Source organism: Paracoccus sp. UBA889 (assembly GCA_002294185.1).
GTDB lineage: Bacteria > Pseudomonadota > Alphaproteobacteria > Rhodobacterales > Rhodobacteraceae > Paracoccus.
The window spans coordinates 1-17,442 of sequence record DBFD01000021.1; the positions used below are offsets into that span (position 1 = coordinate 1).

At 66.8% G+C, this 17,442-nt stretch carries 16 protein-coding genes and 1 pseudogene; 11 read left to right on the top strand and 6 right to left on the bottom strand.

The window, feature by feature from the left end; all coding sequences use genetic code 11:
- A pseudogene (locus B4L36_RS03160) lies at positions 1 to 442 on the top strand (hypothetical protein); the annotation flags it as partial.
- Entirely contained in the window at positions 439 to 1,572 is a 1,134-nt protein-coding gene (locus B4L36_RS03165) for an alpha-D-ribose 1-methylphosphonate 5-triphosphate diphosphatase (protein WP_292952243.1), read from the top strand. The pseudogene B4L36_RS03160 and the gene B4L36_RS03165, both read left to right, overlap by 4 nt.
- Positions 1,573 to 1,575: 3 nt before the next feature.
- Here B4L36_RS03165 and B4L36_RS03170 read toward each other — a convergent pair whose 3' ends face one another.
- The 3 genes from B4L36_RS03170 to B4L36_RS03180 are packed head-to-tail and all read right to left on the bottom strand — an operon-like array spanning position 1,576 to position 4,473.
- Positions 1,576 to 2,493: a sugar kinase gene (locus B4L36_RS03170; RefSeq protein WP_292952245.1), complete on the bottom strand. Its 918-nt coding sequence runs from the start codon at positions 2,491 to 2,493 to the stop codon at positions 1,576 to 1,578.
- A complete protein-coding gene (uxuA, locus tag B4L36_RS03175) occupies positions 2,490 to 3,707 on the bottom strand; it encodes a mannonate dehydratase (RefSeq protein WP_292952247.1) in 1,218 nt (405 codons plus the stop codon). Before uxuA ends, B4L36_RS03170 begins: the two co-directional genes overlap by 4 nt.
- 58 nt (positions 3,708 to 3,765) lie before the next feature.
- Positions 3,766 to 4,473: a GntR family transcriptional regulator gene (locus B4L36_RS03180; RefSeq protein ID WP_292952249.1), complete on the bottom strand. Its 708-nt coding sequence runs from the start codon at positions 4,471 to 4,473 to the stop codon at positions 3,766 to 3,768.
- Positions 4,474 to 4,547: 74 nt separating this feature from the next.
- Between B4L36_RS03180 and uxaC the strand changes: the two genes are divergently transcribed.
- From uxaC to B4L36_RS03225, 9 genes are all read left to right on the top strand, one after another.
- Positions 4,548 to 5,954, top strand: coding sequence for a glucuronate isomerase (gene uxaC / locus B4L36_RS03185; protein WP_292952438.1), 1,407 nt, complete (start codon positions 4,548 to 4,550; stop codon positions 5,952 to 5,954).
- Between the two features lie 23 nt (positions 5,955 to 5,977).
- Positions 5,978 to 6,964 carry a TRAP transporter substrate-binding protein gene (locus tag B4L36_RS03190; protein ID WP_292952251.1) on the top strand — a complete coding sequence of 329 codons (987 nt, stop codon included), beginning with the start codon at positions 5,978 to 5,980 and terminating at the stop codon, positions 6,962 to 6,964.
- 68 nt (positions 6,965 to 7,032) lie between these two features.
- Positions 7,033 to 7,614 carry a TRAP transporter small permease gene (locus B4L36_RS03195; RefSeq protein WP_292952254.1) on the top strand — a complete coding sequence of 194 codons (582 nt, stop codon included), beginning with the start codon at positions 7,033 to 7,035 and terminating at the stop codon, positions 7,612 to 7,614.
- Positions 7,614 to 8,894, top strand: a complete 1,281-nt coding sequence (locus B4L36_RS03200; protein ID WP_292952257.1) for a TRAP transporter large permease — start codon at positions 7,614 to 7,616, stop codon at positions 8,892 to 8,894. Before B4L36_RS03195 ends, B4L36_RS03200 begins: the two co-directional genes overlap by 1 nt.
- Entirely contained in the window at positions 8,891 to 9,172 is a 282-nt protein-coding gene (locus B4L36_RS03205; RefSeq protein ID WP_292952260.1) for a cupin domain-containing protein, read from the top strand. Before B4L36_RS03200 ends, B4L36_RS03205 begins: the two co-directional genes overlap by 4 nt.
- 11 nt (positions 9,173 to 9,183) lie before the next feature.
- Entirely contained in the window at positions 9,184 to 10,008 is an 825-nt protein-coding gene (gene kduI / locus B4L36_RS03210) for a 5-dehydro-4-deoxy-D-glucuronate isomerase (protein ID WP_292952262.1), read from the top strand.
- Positions 10,005 to 10,730 (top strand): 2-dehydro-3-deoxy-D-gluconate 5-dehydrogenase KduD, encoded by a 726-nt coding sequence (kduD, locus tag B4L36_RS03215; protein WP_292952265.1) that lies wholly within the window; start codon positions 10,005 to 10,007, stop codon positions 10,728 to 10,730. Before kduI ends, kduD begins: the two co-directional genes overlap by 4 nt.
- The gene (locus tag B4L36_RS03220) at positions 10,720 to 12,144 is read left to right on the top strand and encodes a mannitol dehydrogenase family protein (protein ID WP_292952268.1); all 1,425 of its coding nucleotides are present in this window, start codon (positions 10,720 to 10,722) and stop codon (positions 12,142 to 12,144) included. The genes kduD and B4L36_RS03220 overlap by 11 nt, the downstream gene beginning before the upstream one ends.
- Complete coding sequence (locus B4L36_RS03225; protein ID WP_292952271.1) at positions 12,137 to 13,615, top strand: UxaA family hydrolase; 1,479 nt, start codon at positions 12,137 to 12,139, stop codon at positions 13,613 to 13,615. Before B4L36_RS03220 ends, B4L36_RS03225 begins: the two co-directional genes overlap by 8 nt.
- 117 nt (positions 13,616 to 13,732) lie before the next feature.
- On the opposite strand, the gene B4L36_RS03230 is transcribed toward B4L36_RS03225, so the two are convergent.
- Genes B4L36_RS03230 through B4L36_RS03240 form a run of 3 tightly spaced genes read right to left on the bottom strand, consistent with a single transcriptional unit; the run spans position 13,733 to position 17,435 of the window.
- Positions 13,733 to 15,055 carry an aspartate aminotransferase family protein gene (locus B4L36_RS03230; protein ID WP_292952274.1) on the bottom strand — a complete coding sequence of 441 codons (1,323 nt, stop codon included), beginning with the start codon at positions 15,053 to 15,055 and terminating at the stop codon, positions 13,733 to 13,735.
- Positions 15,052 to 16,146 (bottom strand): phosphotransferase, encoded by a 1,095-nt coding sequence (locus B4L36_RS03235; protein WP_292952277.1) that lies wholly within the window; start codon positions 16,144 to 16,146, stop codon positions 15,052 to 15,054. Before B4L36_RS03235 ends, B4L36_RS03230 begins: the two co-directional genes overlap by 4 nt.
- Entirely contained in the window at positions 16,146 to 17,435 is a 1,290-nt protein-coding gene (locus B4L36_RS03240; protein WP_292952280.1) for an ArgE/DapE family deacylase, read from the bottom strand. Before B4L36_RS03240 ends, B4L36_RS03235 begins: the two co-directional genes overlap by 1 nt.
- Between the last annotated feature and the right edge of the window lie 7 nt (positions 17,436 to 17,442).

The window sequence follows — 17,442 nt, forward strand, 5'->3', positions numbered from 1 at the left end:
ACCGATTATTGACAGCGTTCAGGCGCGGCTGCTGGATCTGCTGCGCGGGCTTGTGCGCGACATGGGATTGTCCGCGATCGTGGTGACGCATGATCTTGCCGTGGTGCGGCTGGCTTGGCAGGCGCATGGCCTGTGCTACGGTGTTTCCTGGCCGGAACCCGGTGGCGGGACGGTGCTGGTCGACCTGTCGCGGCGCTGCCTGGCCGATGCGGCGCGGGTCTTTCCGGGGCTGGGCGTGATCCATGTCGGCGCGGAACCGGCGCTTTGTGTCGCAAGGCTGGCTGCGCGCGGGCGCGAGGATCGGGCGCAGATCGCCGATCGCATCGCCCGCGAGGCGGTCTTCGATCCGGGGAACCTGCGCCTGATTCGTATCGACAATTCCGGCGATCCGGCGGTTTCGACGATCGCCTTTCTCGCTGCGCTGGACGAGGTTGTTCCATGATGATCCTTGCAAATGCCGAACTGATCCTGCCCGACCGCGTGATGCGCGGCGCCATCCATGTGGAGGACGGCGTGATCGTGGCCATCAGCGAGGGCGCCGCCGTTCCGCCCGGCGCGATGGATTGCGGCGGCGACCACGTCGCCCCCGGCCTGGTGGAGCTGCATACCGACAATCTGGAACGGCATATCCAGCCGCGTCCCGGCGTGGATTGGCCCCATGCTGCCGCGATCTTCGCCCATGACGGTGAACTGGCCTCGGCCGGGATCACCACGGTCCTCGACGCGGTAAGGGTCGGGTCGATCCCCGAAGACGGGGCGGGCTACGCGAAATATGCGCGCCCGCTGGTCAGCGAGATCAATGCTCTGCAGGCCGAGGGACGGACCCGGATCAGTCACTGGATCCATTTGCGGGCCGAGATTTGCAGCCGGACCCTGCTGGACGAACTGGCCGAATTCGGGCCGCAGGATCGCGTCCGGCTGGTCAGCCTGATGGATCACACGCCCGGCCAGCGTCAATTCCGTGACATCGCCAAGCTGGCCCGGTATGTGCAGGGCAGGAAGGGGCTTACCGATGCGGCCTTCGCCGATCATGTCGCGCGCCTGACCGCGCTGCGCGACCGTTTCGGCGCCGCGCACGAGGCCGGCGCGGTCGCCGCCGCGCGCCGCCTGGGCGCGACGCTGGCCAGCCATGACGACACCACCGCCGATCAGGTCGCGACCAGCGCCGGCTATGGCATCCGCCTGGCCGAGTTCCCTACCACGGAAGAGGCCGCGCGCGCCTGCCACGACCACGGCATTGCGGTGATGATGGGCGGGCCGAACCTGATCCGGGGCGGATCCCATTCGGGCAATGTCGCGGCCGAGGCGATGGCGCGGGACGGATTGCTGGATATCATCTCGTCCGACTACGTGCCCTCCAGCCTGTTGCTGGGGGCGCAGCATCTGGCGCGTGTGTGGAAGGATCCGGCGCGCGCCTTCGCGACCGTCACCGACGCCCCGGCGCGCGCGACCGGCCTGACGGATCGCGGCCGGATCGGGACCGGCCTGCGCGCCGATCTGATCCGGCTGGCCGACATGGACCGGACGCTGCGGGTGGCCGGGGTCTGGGTCAAGGGCCGGCAGGTCGGCTGAGGATCAGTCCGGCGCCGCGACCGCCTCGCGGACCAGCGCGCCGGGATGGGCGATCACCTTGCGGCTCAGCGCGTGACCGGCGCGGATCGCATCCTCCGGACCCGCGCCGCCAAGGCTGGCGGCCAGATAGCCGGCGTTGAAGGCGTCGCCGGCCGAAGTCGTATCGATCGGCGTGGCGCGTTCCAGATCGCCGACCACGCCGACGCCCTGTGCGCCGCCGAACCGGATCGGCTCGCCGCCATTCTTGATGACCACCTCGCCCGCGCCCAGATCCAGATATCGCGCCAGAGTCGCCTTGTCATCCGTATCGCCGAAATGGGTCATCTCGTCCTCGAGGCTGGGCAGGACCAGATCGGCGCCCGAGGCCGCGGCCTCGATCCAGCGGCGCATCGCGGCGGCCCCGGTCCACAGCCGGGGTCGCAGGTTCGGGTCGAAGACGATCCGGCAGCCCGATGCCCGCGCCCGTTTCAGCGCCGCCAGCAGCCTGTCGCGCCCGGCGTCGGACAGGATCGCCAGCGTGATTCCCGACAGATAGGCGATGCGGCACCCTGCCAGCGCAGTGTCCAGCGTCTCCGGATCGTCGGCCAGATGCCGGGCGGCGGAATTGTCGCGCCAATAGGAAAAGCTGCGCTCGCCATCCTTCAGCGAAATCGCGTAAAGGCCGATCTCGCGGTCGGCGTCGCGGGTGACATGCGCGGTCTCGATCCCCTCGGCATCGAGGAAATCGACCATCTTCTGCGAGAACTCGCCCGTGCCGACGCGGCTGAGATAGCCCACGCGCCAGTCGGTCCCCAGGGTCCGGCGCAGATACCAGGCGGTATTCAGCGTATCGCCCGCGATCCCCAGACGCCACAATTCGCGCGTGTCCGACCGCGACAATTCCAGCATCGCCTCGCCGATGGACAGGATCAGGCCGCTCATGCCGGCACCTCCGTCAGCGGATGGCTCAGGGCCGCCTCGACCCCGCGCAGTTCGGCCAGACCCTTGAGGCGGCCGATGGCGGGATAGCCCGGCTGGCCGTCGCGTCCCAGATCATCGAGGATATCCTGACCGTGATCGGGCCGCATCGGAATCACCGCATCGGACCGCCCGGCCCGTCGCCGCCGCCTTTCCTCGCGCAGCACCGCGGCGATCAGCGCCACCATGTCGGTCTGGCCGGCCAGATGTTCGTCCTCGAAGAAAGAACCCCGGATCGCGTCGCCGTCGCGGCGCACATTGCGCAGGTGCAGGAAATGCACCCGGTCGCCCAGCCGGTCCATCATGCCGGGCAGGTCGTTGTCGGGCCGCGCGCCCAGCGATCCCGAACACAGGGTGATGCCATTGGCGGGAAGATCGACGGCGGCCATCCGTTCGGCATAATCGGCCTCGGTCGACATGATCCGGGGCAGACCCAGCAAGGCGAAAGGGGGATCGTCGGGATGGCAGCACAGCCGCATCCCGATCTCTTGCGCGACGGGGGCGACCTGTTCCAGGAAATCGTGGAAATTGCGGCGCAGGACCGCATCCGTCACCGGCGCATAGCTGTCAAGCAGGTCGCGGACATCCTGCAGGCTGAAACGTTCGGCTGCGCCCGGCAGGCCGAAGACGACGTTGCCCGCCAATTGCTGGCGTCGCGCCTCGTCCATGTCGGCAAAGCGGCGCGCGGCCTCGTCGCGGACATGCTCGGGGACATCCCGGGCCGCGCCCTGGCGTTGCAGGATGTGGATGTCGAAGACCGCGAAATCTGTGAAATCGAACCGCATGCAGCGCGCGCCCGAAGGCCGGGGCCAGGACAGGTCGGTCCGGGTCCAGTCCAGAACCGGCATGAAATTGTAGCACAGCACCTCGATTCCCGCGTCGCGGAGATGGCGCATCGAGGCGATCCAGTTCGTCACATGCGCCCGCCAGTCGCCGCTCTGGGTCTTGATGGCCTCGCTGACCGGCAGGCTTTCGACCACCTCCCAGGCCAGCCCCGACGGGGTGCCGTCGCGCATGGCGGCGATCTGGGCCTGGCGGCGCGCGATCTCGTCGGGCAACCATGTTTCGCCGGTGGGAATGTGGTGCATGGCCGAGACCACGCCCCGCACACCCGCCTGAAGCATGTCGTCGATGGAAACCCGGTCCTGCGGCCCGAACCAGCGCCATGTCTGTCGCATTCTGTCCCTCTTTTCCTTCAGCCGATTGCGGGCCGGTCGGTTGCGCCCTGTCTAGCTGTCATTGCCCCAGCATCTCGGGTTGTTCAATGCGCAGTCGCTCCAGCGTCTCGTTGATGCGTGACAGATGGTCGGTGACGGCGGCGGCGGCGGCATCGGGGTCGCGATCGCGCAGGGCGCGCAGGATCACGCGATGTTCCTGCATCGCGTTCTGCGCGTTGTAGGACAGCGACAGATAGCGGGCGCGGTCCATGTGGCCCTTGTTTTCCTTGATCAGGGTCCACACCACCTCGCGACCGATGAAGGCGCAGATGTCGTGGTGAAACCGGTCGTCCAGCGCATGAAAGCCGCTGCGGTCGTCGGCTGCGATGGCGGCGTCCTGCCGGGCGATCAGATCGTCCAGCGCCCGATGCTGATCCGGGGTCAGGCGCAACGCGGCCTCGCGCGCGGTGGCGATCTCCAGCGCGTTGCGGATGAAATGCGCCTGCCGGATGGCCTGCTCCGAGATCTGCGTGACCACCGTCGCGCGCTGCGGACGGATCAGGATGAAGCCCATCTGCGACAGCCGGTAGAAGGCATCGCGCACCGGTTGGCGCGACACCCCCATCTGCGTCGCTACCTCGGCCTCGGACAGCCGGGCGCCGGGCGGCAGGGTCAGGTCGATCACCCGCTCATAGAGGGCGTCATAAACCTGGTCGGTCACGCTGGGCGGTCTTGCCTCGTCCAGCGCCGGCAGGGCGACATTGGCGGGCGATGCGGGCGGGGTCATGGCGGCTCCGGTTGACATCTCATAATCTAGCATATTAGATGACTAGCACAGTGGCAAGGCGAATCGGGGGGATGATGGCGCTGCTTGACGACGACCGCCTGTTTCCGTCCGAACCGGTTCAGCGAGATCTGGCGCGCGATCTGTATGAAGGCGTGCGCGATCTGCCCATCATCAGTCCGCATGGCCATACCGACCCGCGCTGGTTCGCCGAGGATCAGCCCTTTCCCGATCCGGCGCAGCTTTTCGTGACGCCGGACCATTATGTCTTTCGCATGCTGGCCTCGCAGGGGGTGCCGCTGGCCGATCTGGGCGTGCCGCGGGTCGATGGCGGCCCGGTCGCATCCGACGGGCGCAGCATCTGGCGGATTTTCGCGCGCCACTACCATCTGTTTCGGGGCACGCCGTCACGGCTGTGGCTGGATCATTCCTTCCGGCATGTCTTCGGCATCGACCGCCGCCTGACGGCCGAAACGGCGGACTGGTATTACGATCACATCGCCGATTGCCTTGCGAAACCCGAATTCCGGCCCCGCGCCCTGTTCGACCGCTTCGGGATCGAGGCCATCGCCACGACCGAGGCCGCCACCGACGATCTTCGCTGGCACCGGATGATCCGCGAATCGGGTTGGACGGGCCGCGTGGTGACGACCTATCGCCCCGATGGTGTGATCGACCCCGAGATGGCGGGCTTTGCCGATAATGTTGCGCTGATGGGTCAGCAGACGGGGTTCGACACGACGACCTGGGCGGGCTACCTGGACGCCCACCGCGCCCGCCGCGCGTATTTCAGGGATTTCGGCGCGACCGCGTCCGATCATGGCCATGCCAGCGCCCGGACCGAGGATCTGCCGCAGGCCGACGCGGCCGCGCTGTTCGGAAAGGCGCTGAACGGTCGGTGTTCCGCCGAGGAAGCCGATGCCTTCCGAGGCCACATGCTGACCGAGATGGCCCGGATGAGTCTTGATGACGGGCTGGTCCTGCAAATTCATCCCGGATCGCGGCGCAACCATTCGGACGCGGTCATGGCGACATTCGGCCGAGACAAGGGTTTCGACATTCCCGGCCCCACCGATTACGTCTCCGCCCTGCGCCCGCTGCTGAACGCGGTGGGGATGCGACCCGATCTGACGGTGATCCTGTTCACGCTGGACGAGGCGGCCTTTTCGCGCGAACTGGCGCCCCTGGCCGGGGCCTGGCCCTGCTTGCGGCTTGGTCCGGCCTGGTGGTTCCACGACAGCCCCGAGGGGATGCGCCGCTTTCGCGAGACGACGACCGAAACGGCAGGTTTCTACAACACGGTCGGTTTCAACGACGATACCCGTGCCTTCTGTTCGATCCCCGCCCGCCACGACGTCGCGCGGCGAGTGGATTGCGCCTATCTGGCCACGCTGGTCGCAACCGGCCGGCTGGACGGGGAGGAAGCGCCCGAAGTGGCGCGCGAGCTGGCCCACGGCCTCGCCAAACGGGCCTACAGACTTTGAGCTTCATCCAGGGAGGATTAAACATGAAGTTCCTGAATACGACACTGATCGGGCTGCTGGCTTCGGCCGCCTTCGCAACCGCGGGCGCGGCTGCGGAATGCGAAATCACGCTGCGGTCATCGGACACCCACCCCGACGGCTATCCGACCGTCGAGGGGGTCAAGTCGATGGCCAGCGAGGTCAAGGAGAAATCCGATGGCCGCATCTGCATCGAGGTCTTCCCGGCCGCGCAGCTGGGAGAGGAAAAGGACACGATCGAGCAGACCCAGTTCGGCGTGATCGACATGGTTCGTGCCAGCTTCGGCACGTTCAACGACATCGTGCCGGTCACCCAGCTTTTCTCGCTGCCCTACCTGTTCCGGTCGCAGGATCAGATGCACAACGTGCTTGATGGTCCGATCGGCGAAGAAATCGCGCAGAATTTCGCGGAAAAGGATCTGATCGTTCTTGGCTATTATGATGGCGGCGCGCGCAGCTTCTACAACAGCCAGAAACCCATCACCTCGATCGAGGATCTGAAGGGCATGAAGTTCCGCGTGATGCAGAACGACGTCTTCGTGGACATGATGTCGGCGCTTGGCGCGAACGCGACGCCGATGCCCTATGGCGAGGTCTATTCAGCCATCCAGACCGGCGTCATCGACGGGGCCGAGAACAACTTTCCCAGCTATGACAGTTCGGGCCATGCCGAGGTCGCCAAATACTATACCCTGGACGAACACCTGATGGTGCCGGAACTGGTGGCGATGTCGAAACTGTCCTGGGAAAAGCTGAGCCCCGAGGATCAGGAGATCATCAAGACCGCCGGCAAGAACTCGGTCGAGGTCGAGCGCAAGCTGTGGGCCGAGCAGGAAAAGGCGTCCGAGGAAAAGGTCGTCGCGGGCGGGGCGCAGATCATCAAGGATATCGACAAGACCGCCTTTCAGGAAGCGATGGCCCCGGTCTACGAGAAATACGTGACCACGCCCGAGGCCAGGGATCTGGTCCGGCGCATTCAGGAAACCAAGTGATCCCGTGACCTTCCGGCCGCCCGCGCATCCCGCGCGGGCGGCCCCTTGCCCTTGCAGGAGATCGCCCGATGCGCGGTGCAATCTTGAAACTGGCCGACGTGACCGGGCTGGTGGCCCGATTGGGATTGTGGCTGGCGGGGATCGGCCTGGTCCTGATGACGGCGGCGGTCTTCGCGCAGGTCTTCTATCGCTACATCATCGGCTACAGCCTTTTCTGGGCCGAGCCCGCCAGCGTCATGCTGATGGGATGGTTCATCTTCATCGGCGCGGCGGTCGGCGTGAAAGAGGGCTATCACCTGTCCTTCGACGTCGGCCTGATGGTCGTGCCGGAAGGCTGGCGGCCCTGGTTTCACAGCCTGTCGGACGTGGTCGTGGCAGCCTTCGGCTTCGGGATGTCGTGGTTCGGCTGGCAACTGGCCGCAAAGGCCGCCAGCGGCGACATTCCGGGACTTGGCATTTCGCGCATCTGGGATTTCGCGCCGCTGATCGCGGGCGGGGTGCTGCTGCTGCTGTTCTCGGCCGAGCGTATCCTGCGCCGGCTGGTGGGGCTGCGCACCCGGCGCTTCGGCGACATGGATGACGCCGCCGATGGCGAGGTCGACGGCCATGCGGCGGGCGCGCGGGCCCGCGACATGCTGGAGACGAAGTGATGGAATACTGGATCCTGTTCGGAAGCTTCACGGGCCTGCTGCTGATCGGAACGCCGGTTGCCTTCTGCCTTGGCGCATCCAGCTTTTTCACCGTTCTCTATCTGGGACTGCCCCCGGTGGTGGTGTTCCAGAGGCTGAATTCCGGCATCTCGGTCTTTGCGCTGATGGCGATCCCCTTCTTCATCTATTCGGGCGATCTGATGGTGCGCGGCGACATCGCGCGGCGGCTGGTCGCACTGGCCGGGGCGATGGTCGGGCACCTGAAGGGCGGGTTGGGACAGGTCAACATCATGGCCTCGCTGATGTTCGGCGGCGTCTCTGGCTCGGCCGCGGCGGATGCCTCGGCGGTGGGCGGGCTGATGGTGCCGCAGATGAAGGCGCGGGGCTATGACGTGGATTATGCGGTCAACATAACCGTGGTCAGTTCGATCATCGCGCTGATGATCCCGCCCAGCCACAACATGATCATCTATTCCATTGCCGCCGGCGGCCGGCTGTCGATCGCGGATCTGTTCACTGCGGGGATCATTCCCGGCCTGCTGCTGGCGCTGATGCTGATGAGCGCGGCGTGGTACGTGGCCCGCAAGAAGGGCTATCCGACCGAGCCGTTTCCCGGGTTCCGGATGATGGGCGCGCTGTTCGTCTCGGCCGTGCCGGGGCTGATCCTGATCGCGATCATCTTCGGTGGCGTCCGGTCGGGCATCTTCACGGCCTCGGAATCCTCGAATGTCGCGGTGGTCTATGCACTGCTGATCACGGCGCTGGTCTATCGCAGCCTGCCATGGGGCGAATTCGTCGAAGCGACCAAGGGCGCGGTCCGCACCACTTCGATGGTGCTGCTGGTCATCGGCAGCGCGGCCTGTTTCGGCTGGCTTCTGGCCTATCTCCGCGTGCCGGCACAGCTGGTCCAGCTTTTGCAGAGCGTCTCCGACAACCCGCTGGTGATCCTGCTGCTGATGAACCTGATCCTGCTGATCCTGGGCACCTTCATGGACATGTCGCCGCTGATCGTGATCACCACACCGATCTTTCTGCCCGTTGCGCAGGCCTTCGGCGTGGACCCGGTGCATTTCGGGGTGATCCTGATCCTGAACCTGGGCATCGGATTGTGCACGCCGCCGGTCGGCGCGGTGCTGTTCGTGGGCTGCGCGGTGGGACGTATCAGCATCTGGCAGGCGATGCGCACCATCTGGCCGTTCTACGGCGCGGCCTTCCTGACGCTGATGCTGGTCACCTACATCCCGGCACTGTCGCTGTGGCTGCCCTCGGTGTTCAGATGAGCGATCCCGTCCGCACCGTGCTGGCCCACAGCCCCGAAATGATGGTCGTCCGCTTTGCCTTCGCGGCGGGCGACCGGGGGGCGCTGCACAGCCACCCGCATGTCCAGTCGACCTATGTCCGCTCGGGCCGCTACCGTTTCACGATGGAGGGCCGCGAATTCGAGATCGGGCCCGGCGACGCCTTCGTGATCCCCTCGGGGGCCGAACATGGCTGCCTGTGCCTGAAAGCGGGAGAGTTGATCGACAGCTTCACCCCGCGCCGCGACGATTTTCTGTGAAAGGATTCCTGATGACCCATGTCGAAACCCGCCACGCGATCCATCCCGACCACGCCAAGGGCATGGATACCGCCGAGCTGCGCCGTCACTTTCTGGCCGAGGGCGTGTTCGCGGACGGCCAGATCCGGCTGGTCTATGCCCATTACGACCGCTTCGTGATTGGCGGCGCGGTGCCTGCGGGCGGATCGCTGGTGCTGGACAGGATCGAGGAAACGAAGACCGACAGCTTTCTTGAGCGCCGCGAGATGGGGATCGTGAATATCGGCGAGACGGGCACGGTCGCCGCGGCCGGTCAGTCCTGGGACATGCAGAAGGGCGATGTGCTGTATCTGGGCATGGGTTCGGGCGCGGTGACCTTTTCGGGGCAGGGGCGGTTCTACCTCGCCTCGGCCCCCGCGCACCGCGGATTGCCCTGCCGGCTGGTCACGGTCGGCGAGGCGAAAGAGGTCAGGCTGGGCGCGGTCGAGACCAGCAACAAGCGCACCATCCGCCAGTTCATCCACCCGCTGGTGATGGAAAGCTGCCAGCTGGTCCTGGGCTATACGACGCTGGAGGACGGATCGGTCTGGAACACCATTCCCAGCCATGTTCACGACCGGCGGATGGAGGCCTATCTGTATCATGGCATGGCCCCCGAGGCCCGCGTCCTGCACCTGATGGGCGAGCCGCAGGAAACCCGGCACCTGTTCGTGGCCAATGAACAGGCGGTGATCTCGCCCACCTGGTCGATCCATTCCGGCGCGGGGATCGGCGGCTATACCTTCATCTGGGCGATGGCGGGCGACAATGTCGACTACACCGACATGGATTTCGTGCAGCCGGAGGATCTGCGGTGAACCCGTTTTCGCTGGAGGGCCGCACGGCGCTGGTGACCGGCGCGAATACGGGCATCGGGCAGGCGATCGCCGTGGCGATGGCGCAGGCCGGCGCGGAGGTGATCGCCGCAGCACGCCGCGATTGCGACGAGACGCTGGCGCTGATGGGGTCGGGTCGCGCGTTGCGCCTGGATTTCGCCGATCCGATGGCGGCGCGGGACCTCTTCGCATCGGAACGGATCGACATTCTGGTCAATAATGCGGGCATCATCCGCCGCGCCGATGCGGTGGATTTCACCGAGGCCGACTGGGATGCGGTGATGGATGTGAACATGAAGGCGCTGTTCTTCACCTGCCAGGCCTTCGCCCGCGCCGCGCTGCCGCGCGGGGCCGGCAAGATTGTCAACATCGCCTCGCTGCTGTCCTTTCAGGGCGGCATCCGGGTGCCGTCCTACACCGCCAGCAAGCATGGCGTGGCGGGTCTGACCAAGCTGATGGCCAATGAATGGGCCGCGCGTGGCCTGAACGTCAACGCCATCGCGCCCGGCTATATCGAGACCAACAACACCAGCGCCCTGCGCGCCGATCCCGACCGCTCGAAAGCCATTCTGGATCGCATCCCCGCGGGTCGTTGGGGCAAGCCCGAAGACATTGCGCAGACGGCGGTTTTCCTGTCGGCGCCGGCATCCGGTTACGTCAACGGCGCGGTCCTGAACGTGGACGGAGGCTGGCTTGCCCGATAGGCTTTTCCGGTCGCCGTCCGAGGCTCCGGCGGGCATCGTCCATCTGGGGCTCGGTGCGTTCTTCCGCGCCCATGGCGCGATCTATCTGGCCGAGGCGATGGCGGCCGGGGGCGGCGACTGGGGCGTCACCGGGGTTTCGCTGCAATCGCCGGGCACCCGCGACCGGCTGCGGCCGCAGGGCTGGGCCTATCAGGCGGTCGAACTGGGTCCGCAGGGCGAGGCGGCGCGGGTCGTGACGGTTCTGCGCGACGTGCTGGTCGCGCCCGAGGATCCTCAGGCGGTGCTGGATGCGATGGCGGCGGCCGCGATCCATATCGTCAGCCTGACGGTGACCGAAAAGGGCTATTGCCACGAACCTTCGACCGGGCGGCTGAACCGTGACCATCCCGACATCGCGCATGATCTGGCCCATCCGCTGCCGCGTTCCGCCCCCGGCTTTCTGGTCCGCGCCCTTCAGGCCCGCCGCAGGGCCGGCCTGCCGCCCTTCACCGTCCTGTGCTGCGACAACCTGCCCGAAAATGGCCGCGTCGTCCGCGGTGTCGTGCTGGAACTGGCGCGGCTGATCGACCCCGATCTGGCGACATGGATCGATGTCGAGGGCGCTTTCCCCTCGACCATGGTGGACCGCATCGTCCCTGCCACGACGGCGGCCGATCTGGACCGGCTGGAAGCCCGGACGGGCCAGCGCGACGAGGCCCCGGTCATGCACGAACCCTTTCGCCAATGGGTCGTCGAGGACCGTTTCTGCGGCCCCCGTCCGGCGTTGGAACAGGTCGGCGTGCAGATCGTGGGCGACGTGACCGCGTTCGAACACATGAAGCTGCGGATGCTGAACGGCACCCATTCATCGCTGGCCTATCTGGGTTATCTGGCGGGACACGAGACGATTTCCGACACCGTGGCCGATCCGGTCTTCTCGGCATTCGTGCAGCGCCTTTGGCGCAACGAGATCATTCCTGCGCTGACCCCGCCTCCGGGCGAGGATCTGGCTGCCTATGCCGATGCCCTGCTGGATCGATACCGCAACCCGGCCATCCGGCACCGGACATGGCAGATCGCGATGGATGGCAGCCAGAAGCTGCCGCAGCGGATTCTGGGCACCATCGTCGAAGGCCGCGCAGCGGGGCGCGACGTGCCGGGGCTGATCCTCTCGGTGGCGGCGTGGATGCGCTATGCCTCCGGAACCGATGAGCAGGGCGGTCCGATCGAGGTCAAGGATCCGCTGGCGGCGAAGCTGGCCGCGCAATGGGCCCGTGACCCTGCCCGCACAGTCGCCAATTTCCTGTCGCTGGGCCAGGTTTTCCCGCCCGTCCTGCGCGAGGATGCGGCCTTTGTGCGCGATCTGACGGCGGCGCTGGCCGGGCTGGTGCAGAAGGGGGCGCGGGCCATGGCGGCAGAGCCGTCCGATGGCTGAGCCGATGATCCTGAACCCGTCCGACAATGTCGCGATCCTGACCGAGAGGGGGGTCGCGCCGGCGGGGCACAAGATCGCGCGCCGCGCCATCGCCACGGGCGAGCCTGTCTTCAAATATGGCCAGATCATCGGCTATGCGACCGCTGACATCAGCGCGGGCGATCACGTCCACAGCCATAATTGTGCATTCGGCGACCACGATCGCGCCCATCGCCCTGGCGCCGGCCTGCCTGCCGCGCGCGCCGCGCTGGACCGGTATCGTGGGCCGGCCCTGACGTTTCAGGGCTATCACCGCGAGGGCGGGCAGATCGGGACGCGGAACTTCATCGCGCTGGTCTCGACCGTGAATTGTTCGGCCACGGTGATCCGCCGCGCGGCCGAGGAATTGCGGATCGAGGGCGCGCTGGACGCCTTTCCGAATGTCGATGGCGTTGCGGCCTTCGCCCATGGCTCGGGTTGCGGCATGGCCGATGGCGGGCCGGGCTGGCGGGCGCTGCAACGGGTGCTGACCGGCCATGCGGGCCATCCCAATGTGGGCGCGGCGCTGTTCGTGGGGTTGGGCTGCGAGGTCATGCAGATCGCCCGGATGAAGCAGGAACTGGGCGCGGCCGCGCGCTTTCACGGCCTGACCATCCAGCAGAACGGCGGCACCCGCGCGACCATCGAGGCGATCAAGCTGCGCGTGCGCCAGATGCTGCCGCAGGTGAACGCCGCGCTGCGCGCGTCCGCCCCGGCCTCGGCGCTGAAGATCGGGCTGCAATGCGGCGGTTCGGACGGGTTTTCGGGCATCACAGCCAATCCCGCGCTTGGACTTGCCAGCGACATGCTGGCGGCGCAGGGGGCATCGGTGGTGCTGTCCGAGACGCCCGAAATCTATGGCGCGGAACGTCTGCTTCTGGACCGCGCCGCCTCGCCGGACATCGCGCAGCGGCTGCTGGACCGGATCGCCTGGTGGCAGGATTATACCGCCCGCAACGGCGCCTCGCTGGACAACAATCCAAGCCCCGGCAACAAGGCGGGCGGGCTGACGACGATCCTGGAAAAATCGCTGGGCGCCGTCGCCAAGGCGGGTGCTACGCCGCTGAACGCCGTTCTGGATTATGCCGAAACGATCACCCAGCCGGGGCTGAATTTCATGGATACGCCGGGCTATGACCCGGTATCTGCCACCGGCCAGATTGCGGGCGGGGCGCAGCTGATCGTCTTTACCACCGGGCGCGGCTCGGCCTTCGGGTCCAAGCCTGCGCCGACGATCAAGCTGGCCACGAATGACGCGCTGTTCCACGCGATGTGCGAAGACATGGACCTGAATTGCGGCGATATCCTGTCGGCGGCCGTGACGCTGGAGAACAAGGCCCGCGAGATCGTCGCGCTGATCATCGCCAATGCCTCGGGCCAGCCCAGCAAGAGCGAGGAATTGGGCCTGGGCGACAACGAATTCGTCCCCTGGCAGATCGGCGCCGTGCTGTGAGAGTTCGGGCTTGGCGTGCCGGTCTTTCTTCACGCTACCGTCCTGCCCTGGAGATTGTCCCTGCACCGACGGGCAAGCCCCGTTCCATGGCGCCTTCTGCCACGACCGCCGTGGCCATTACGGGACGGCCGCGGCGAAAGCGGTCTCCACGGCATCAAGCAGGATCTCTGCCTCGGGCTGCTGCAGCACCAGAGGCGGGCGGATCTTCAGGATATTCGCGCCGGGTCCGGTGGCGCTGATCAGCACCCCGTTCTGACGCAGATGGTTGACCACAAAGCCGGCCAGCGCCGCGTCGGGCGCGTTGGTTTCGCGCCGGGTCACGCATTCCACCGCCAGGAACAGCCCGGCGCCGCGCACATCGCCGATGGCCTCGTGCCGGGCGGCGATCCGGTCCAGCCCGGCCTTGAGAAAGGCACCTATTCGCAGCGCATTGTCCTGCAAGCCCTCGTCCCGGATCACGTCCAGCACCGCAAGGCCGGCGGCGGCCGCGACCGGGCTTCCGCCGAATGTATTGAAATAGCGGGATCGCGCGCCGAATTCCCGCACCAGTTCGGGGCGCATGGCGACCCCCGAAACCGGAAAGCCATTGCCCATCGGCTTGCCCATCGTGACCATGTCGGGCACCAGACCGTGCCGCGTGAAACCCCAGAACGCCTCGCCGGTGCGGGCGAAACCGGGCTGCACCTCGTCGGCGATGAAAACGCCGCCCTCGGCGCGGATCAGCTCGACGGCGGGGCGCAGGAAACCGGCCGGTTCCGGATGCAGACCGTCGCTGGAAAAGATCGTGTCGGCGATGAATGCCGCCGGTTCGATCCCCTCGGCGCGCATCCCGGCAATCGCGCGGGCCAGATCGGCGGCGAGCCTTGCGCCCTGATCCGCCGCAGGCACCCGCAGGCCGTCCGGCGCCTCGATCAGCCGGACGCGCGGGCCGCGCGGCACGAATTCGCCCAGCGACGGCGACAGTTCCGACACCGCTTCGGTCAGCCCGTGATAGGCCAGCCGGGTGACGACAACACCCTGCCGTCCGCCACGGCTGCGCGCGATGCGCAAGGCCAGGTCATTGGCTTCGGACCCGGTGCAGGTGAACATCACATGCCCCAATGCGTCAGGCATCGTGGCCAGCAGCCTTTCGGCATAGATGACCACATCCTCGTGCAGATAGCGGGTATGGGTGTTCAGCACCCCAAGCTGGGCCGAAACGGCCTCGATCACGCGCGGATGGCAATGGCCCAGCGAGGCGACGTTGTTATAGGCGTCCAGATATCTGCGGCCGCGCCTGTCCCACAGCCAGACGCCCTTGCCCCGCTGGATGTGCAGAGGCTCTTCGTAGAACAGCCGGTAGGCGGGCCCCAGAACGCTGGCGCGCCGGGCGATCAGCGCCTTGTCCTGGGGGTCGAGACGGGCCTCGCCGCTGCCGTCGAAGGCGTTGATCATGGTCATGGCATCCGCTCCGGCGGCAGGGCGCGTTTCAGAATGTCCAGGACGGCCGCGGTGCCGATCCGGTCCAGCACGGTCAGCCCGCGCAGCGATGCCGCGCCGTTGCGCCGCAGATAGGCCGCATTGGCGGGATAGCGCCGCGCCCGCCAGGCCCCGATCGTCAAGGTGGCGGCATGGCGCATGCGCATCAGGTCGGGCAGCAGATCCAGTTCGGCCCGTTCCAGCGGCAGGATCGGGGCATAGCCTGCCAGCAGCCGCCCGATCGCCTCGATCGGGCGCGGTCCGTCGCCGATCTGGTAGGAACAGGCCACCGCCAGATCGCAGACCAGAGGCGTGTGCACCATATCGCCGAAATCGATGATCCCGGTCAGGCGGGTGGCGCGGGGGGCATCGACCAGCAGGTTGTGCGGATTGAAATCGTTGTGCACGACCTGGGCGCGCAGGCCGCAAAGGCGCGGCGCGATTTCGGCGTCGAAGCGGTCGATCAGCCGCGTCAGCCGCCCTCGCAACCGGCCGTCCTCGACCGCCTCCAGCATCGGGCGCAGGTGGTGCGCGCGCTTGATGTCCCATTGCAGCATATGCCGGGCCGCGGGATGGTCGAACCCGCGCAACCCGATCGTCAGCCGGGCCAGCAGCGCGCCGATATCTTGGTGCAGGCCGGTGGCGGACAGGGCCTGCCCAAGCGTCGTCCCCTCCAGATAGGTCAGCAGGCGGACCATATGGCTTTGCCCGCCGGGGATCGACAGGATGTGGGCGGCCCGCCCGGTCAGGGTTGGCCGGATATGGGGCACGGGCAGCGTGGGATCGACCCTGCCCAGATGCATCAGGGCGGCGGTCTGCATCTCGGTCACGCCGCGGTCTTCGGCAGCGTTGGTGATTTTCAGCAGGACCGGCGGGCCTTTGGCGGGGGTGATGCGGAAATTGGCGTCCTTTTCGGCGCTGAGCCATTGCACATCGCCGCAGACACCAAAGATCTCCGCTGCCAGTTCCGCCGCCTGCGCGGACGTCACCGCAGGCGCCGCATGGTCCAGCAGGTCGGGCGCGACCGCCGTTCCGGACAGCCCGACCAAGGATCGGGGGCCCGTGTCACGCATCAGGTCTGCACCGGTTCGACGCCGCACCATTCGGCGACGAACAGCGCCATGGCCTGCGTGACCCGTCTGACCGAAGTCAGGCTGACGCATTCGTCGATGCCGTGGATATTGCGCGCGACCGGCCCATAGCAGAGCGCGGGGATCCGGTTGTAGAGTGCATGGACCCGCGTATCGAGGTAACCGGCCGTCATGAAGGATTGCAGCGGCGCGCCGATGGCGGTTTCATGCGCACGGCCCAGCACCGCCTCGGCCTCGCTGCCCGGTTCCAGCACGTAACCTTCGGCGTAGAAGCCGTTGAAAACCACTCGGGGCGGGTTGTTGGCCAGGAACCTGTCGGCTTTGGCGAAGGCCGCGACACGCGCGGTTATCTCGTCGGCGGCATCCCCGGCGCTGCGGCCGGGATAGATCGATACCCGGCAGTCGATCCTGCACCAGCTGGGCACGGACGAGGCCCAGTCGCCGCCTTCGATCTTGCCGATATTGAGATTGATCGGATGGGCTTCCTTTTCGAAATGGGGGTGCCTGTCCTTGTCGGCGTTCCAGTCCGCCTCCATCTCGCGCAGCGCGGCGATGATGCGGGTGGCGCCGTCGATGGCGTTGGCGCCTTCGCCCATCTCGCGCACGTGCACCGGCACGCCGCGGACCTGCACCTGAAACCACAGGACGCCGGTATTCGCACGCACCAGCATTTCGTCCTCGGGTTCGGGGATCAGCACCGCATCGGCGGTATAGCCCTGAAGAAGGGTTTGCAGCGCGCCGTTGCCGGTCGATTCCTCCTCGACGACCGATTGCACATAGACGCTGGCTGCGGGCTGAAATCCCGCGCGGCGCAGCGCGTCCAGCGCAAAGATGTTGGCCGCCGCGCCCGCCTTCATGTCGCCTGCGCCGCGGCCATACATCCAGTCGCCCCGGATCCGGGCCGAGAAGGGCGGTTCCGCCCACATGTCATGCGGCCCTTCCGGCACCACGTCGAGATGCGATTGCAGGATCAGCGAACGGCCCGTCTGCTGACGCGGGCGGTGGATGCCGACGACGATAGGCGCGTCCGAATGATCGTCCGAGAATTTCGACCCTCCCGGATGCGCCTCGATCGCCGTCCGGTCCATCCGGAACCGGTCCATCGCGTATCCGCGTTCGCGCAATTCCTTGAAGATCAGATCCTGGATCGGATGTTCGCGTCCGCGCAGCGACGGCATCCGCACCAGTCTTTGCGTGAAGGCGACCTGATCGTCGAACCCGTCGGAAACGGCCTGCAGGATACGGTCGCGCAGATTGGCGTCGAGAGGCATGGAATTC

Coding starts and splice junctions, on each gene's coding strand:
- B4L36_RS03190 (WP_292952251.1), top strand. CDS start 5,978: ATGAAGTTCCTGAATACGACACTGATCGGGCTGCTGGCTTCGGCCGCC.
- B4L36_RS03235 (WP_292952277.1), bottom strand. CDS start 16,146: ATGCGTGACACGGGCCCCCGATCCTTGGTCGGGCTGTCCGGAACGGCG.
- B4L36_RS03240 (WP_292952280.1), bottom strand. CDS start 17,435: ATGCCTCTCGACGCCAATCTGCGCGACCGTATCCTGCAGGCCGTTTCC.
- B4L36_RS03165 (WP_292952243.1), top strand. CDS start 439: ATGATGATCCTTGCAAATGCCGAACTGATCCTGCCCGACCGCGTGATG.
- B4L36_RS03195 (WP_292952254.1), top strand. CDS start 7,033: ATGCGCGGTGCAATCTTGAAACTGGCCGACGTGACCGGGCTGGTGGCC.
- uxuA (WP_292952247.1), bottom strand. CDS start 3,707: ATGCGACAGACATGGCGCTGGTTCGGGCCGCAGGACCGGGTTTCCATC.
- B4L36_RS03170 (WP_292952245.1), bottom strand. CDS start 2,493: ATGAGCGGCCTGATCCTGTCCATCGGCGAGGCGATGCTGGAATTGTCG.
- uxaC (WP_292952438.1), top strand. CDS start 4,548: ATGGCGCTGCTTGACGACGACCGCCTGTTTCCGTCCGAACCGGTTCAG.
- B4L36_RS03230 (WP_292952274.1), bottom strand. CDS start 15,055: ATGACCATGATCAACGCCTTCGACGGCAGCGGCGAGGCCCGTCTCGAC.
- kduI (WP_292952262.1), top strand. CDS start 9,184: ATGACCCATGTCGAAACCCGCCACGCGATCCATCCCGACCACGCCAAG.
- B4L36_RS03205 (WP_292952260.1), top strand. CDS start 8,891: ATGAGCGATCCCGTCCGCACCGTGCTGGCCCACAGCCCCGAAATGATG.
- B4L36_RS03225 (WP_292952271.1), top strand. CDS start 12,137: ATGGCTGAGCCGATGATCCTGAACCCGTCCGACAATGTCGCGATCCTG.
- B4L36_RS03180 (WP_292952249.1), bottom strand. CDS start 4,473: ATGACCCCGCCCGCATCGCCCGCCAATGTCGCCCTGCCGGCGCTGGAC.
- B4L36_RS03200 (WP_292952257.1), top strand. CDS start 7,614: ATGGAATACTGGATCCTGTTCGGAAGCTTCACGGGCCTGCTGCTGATC.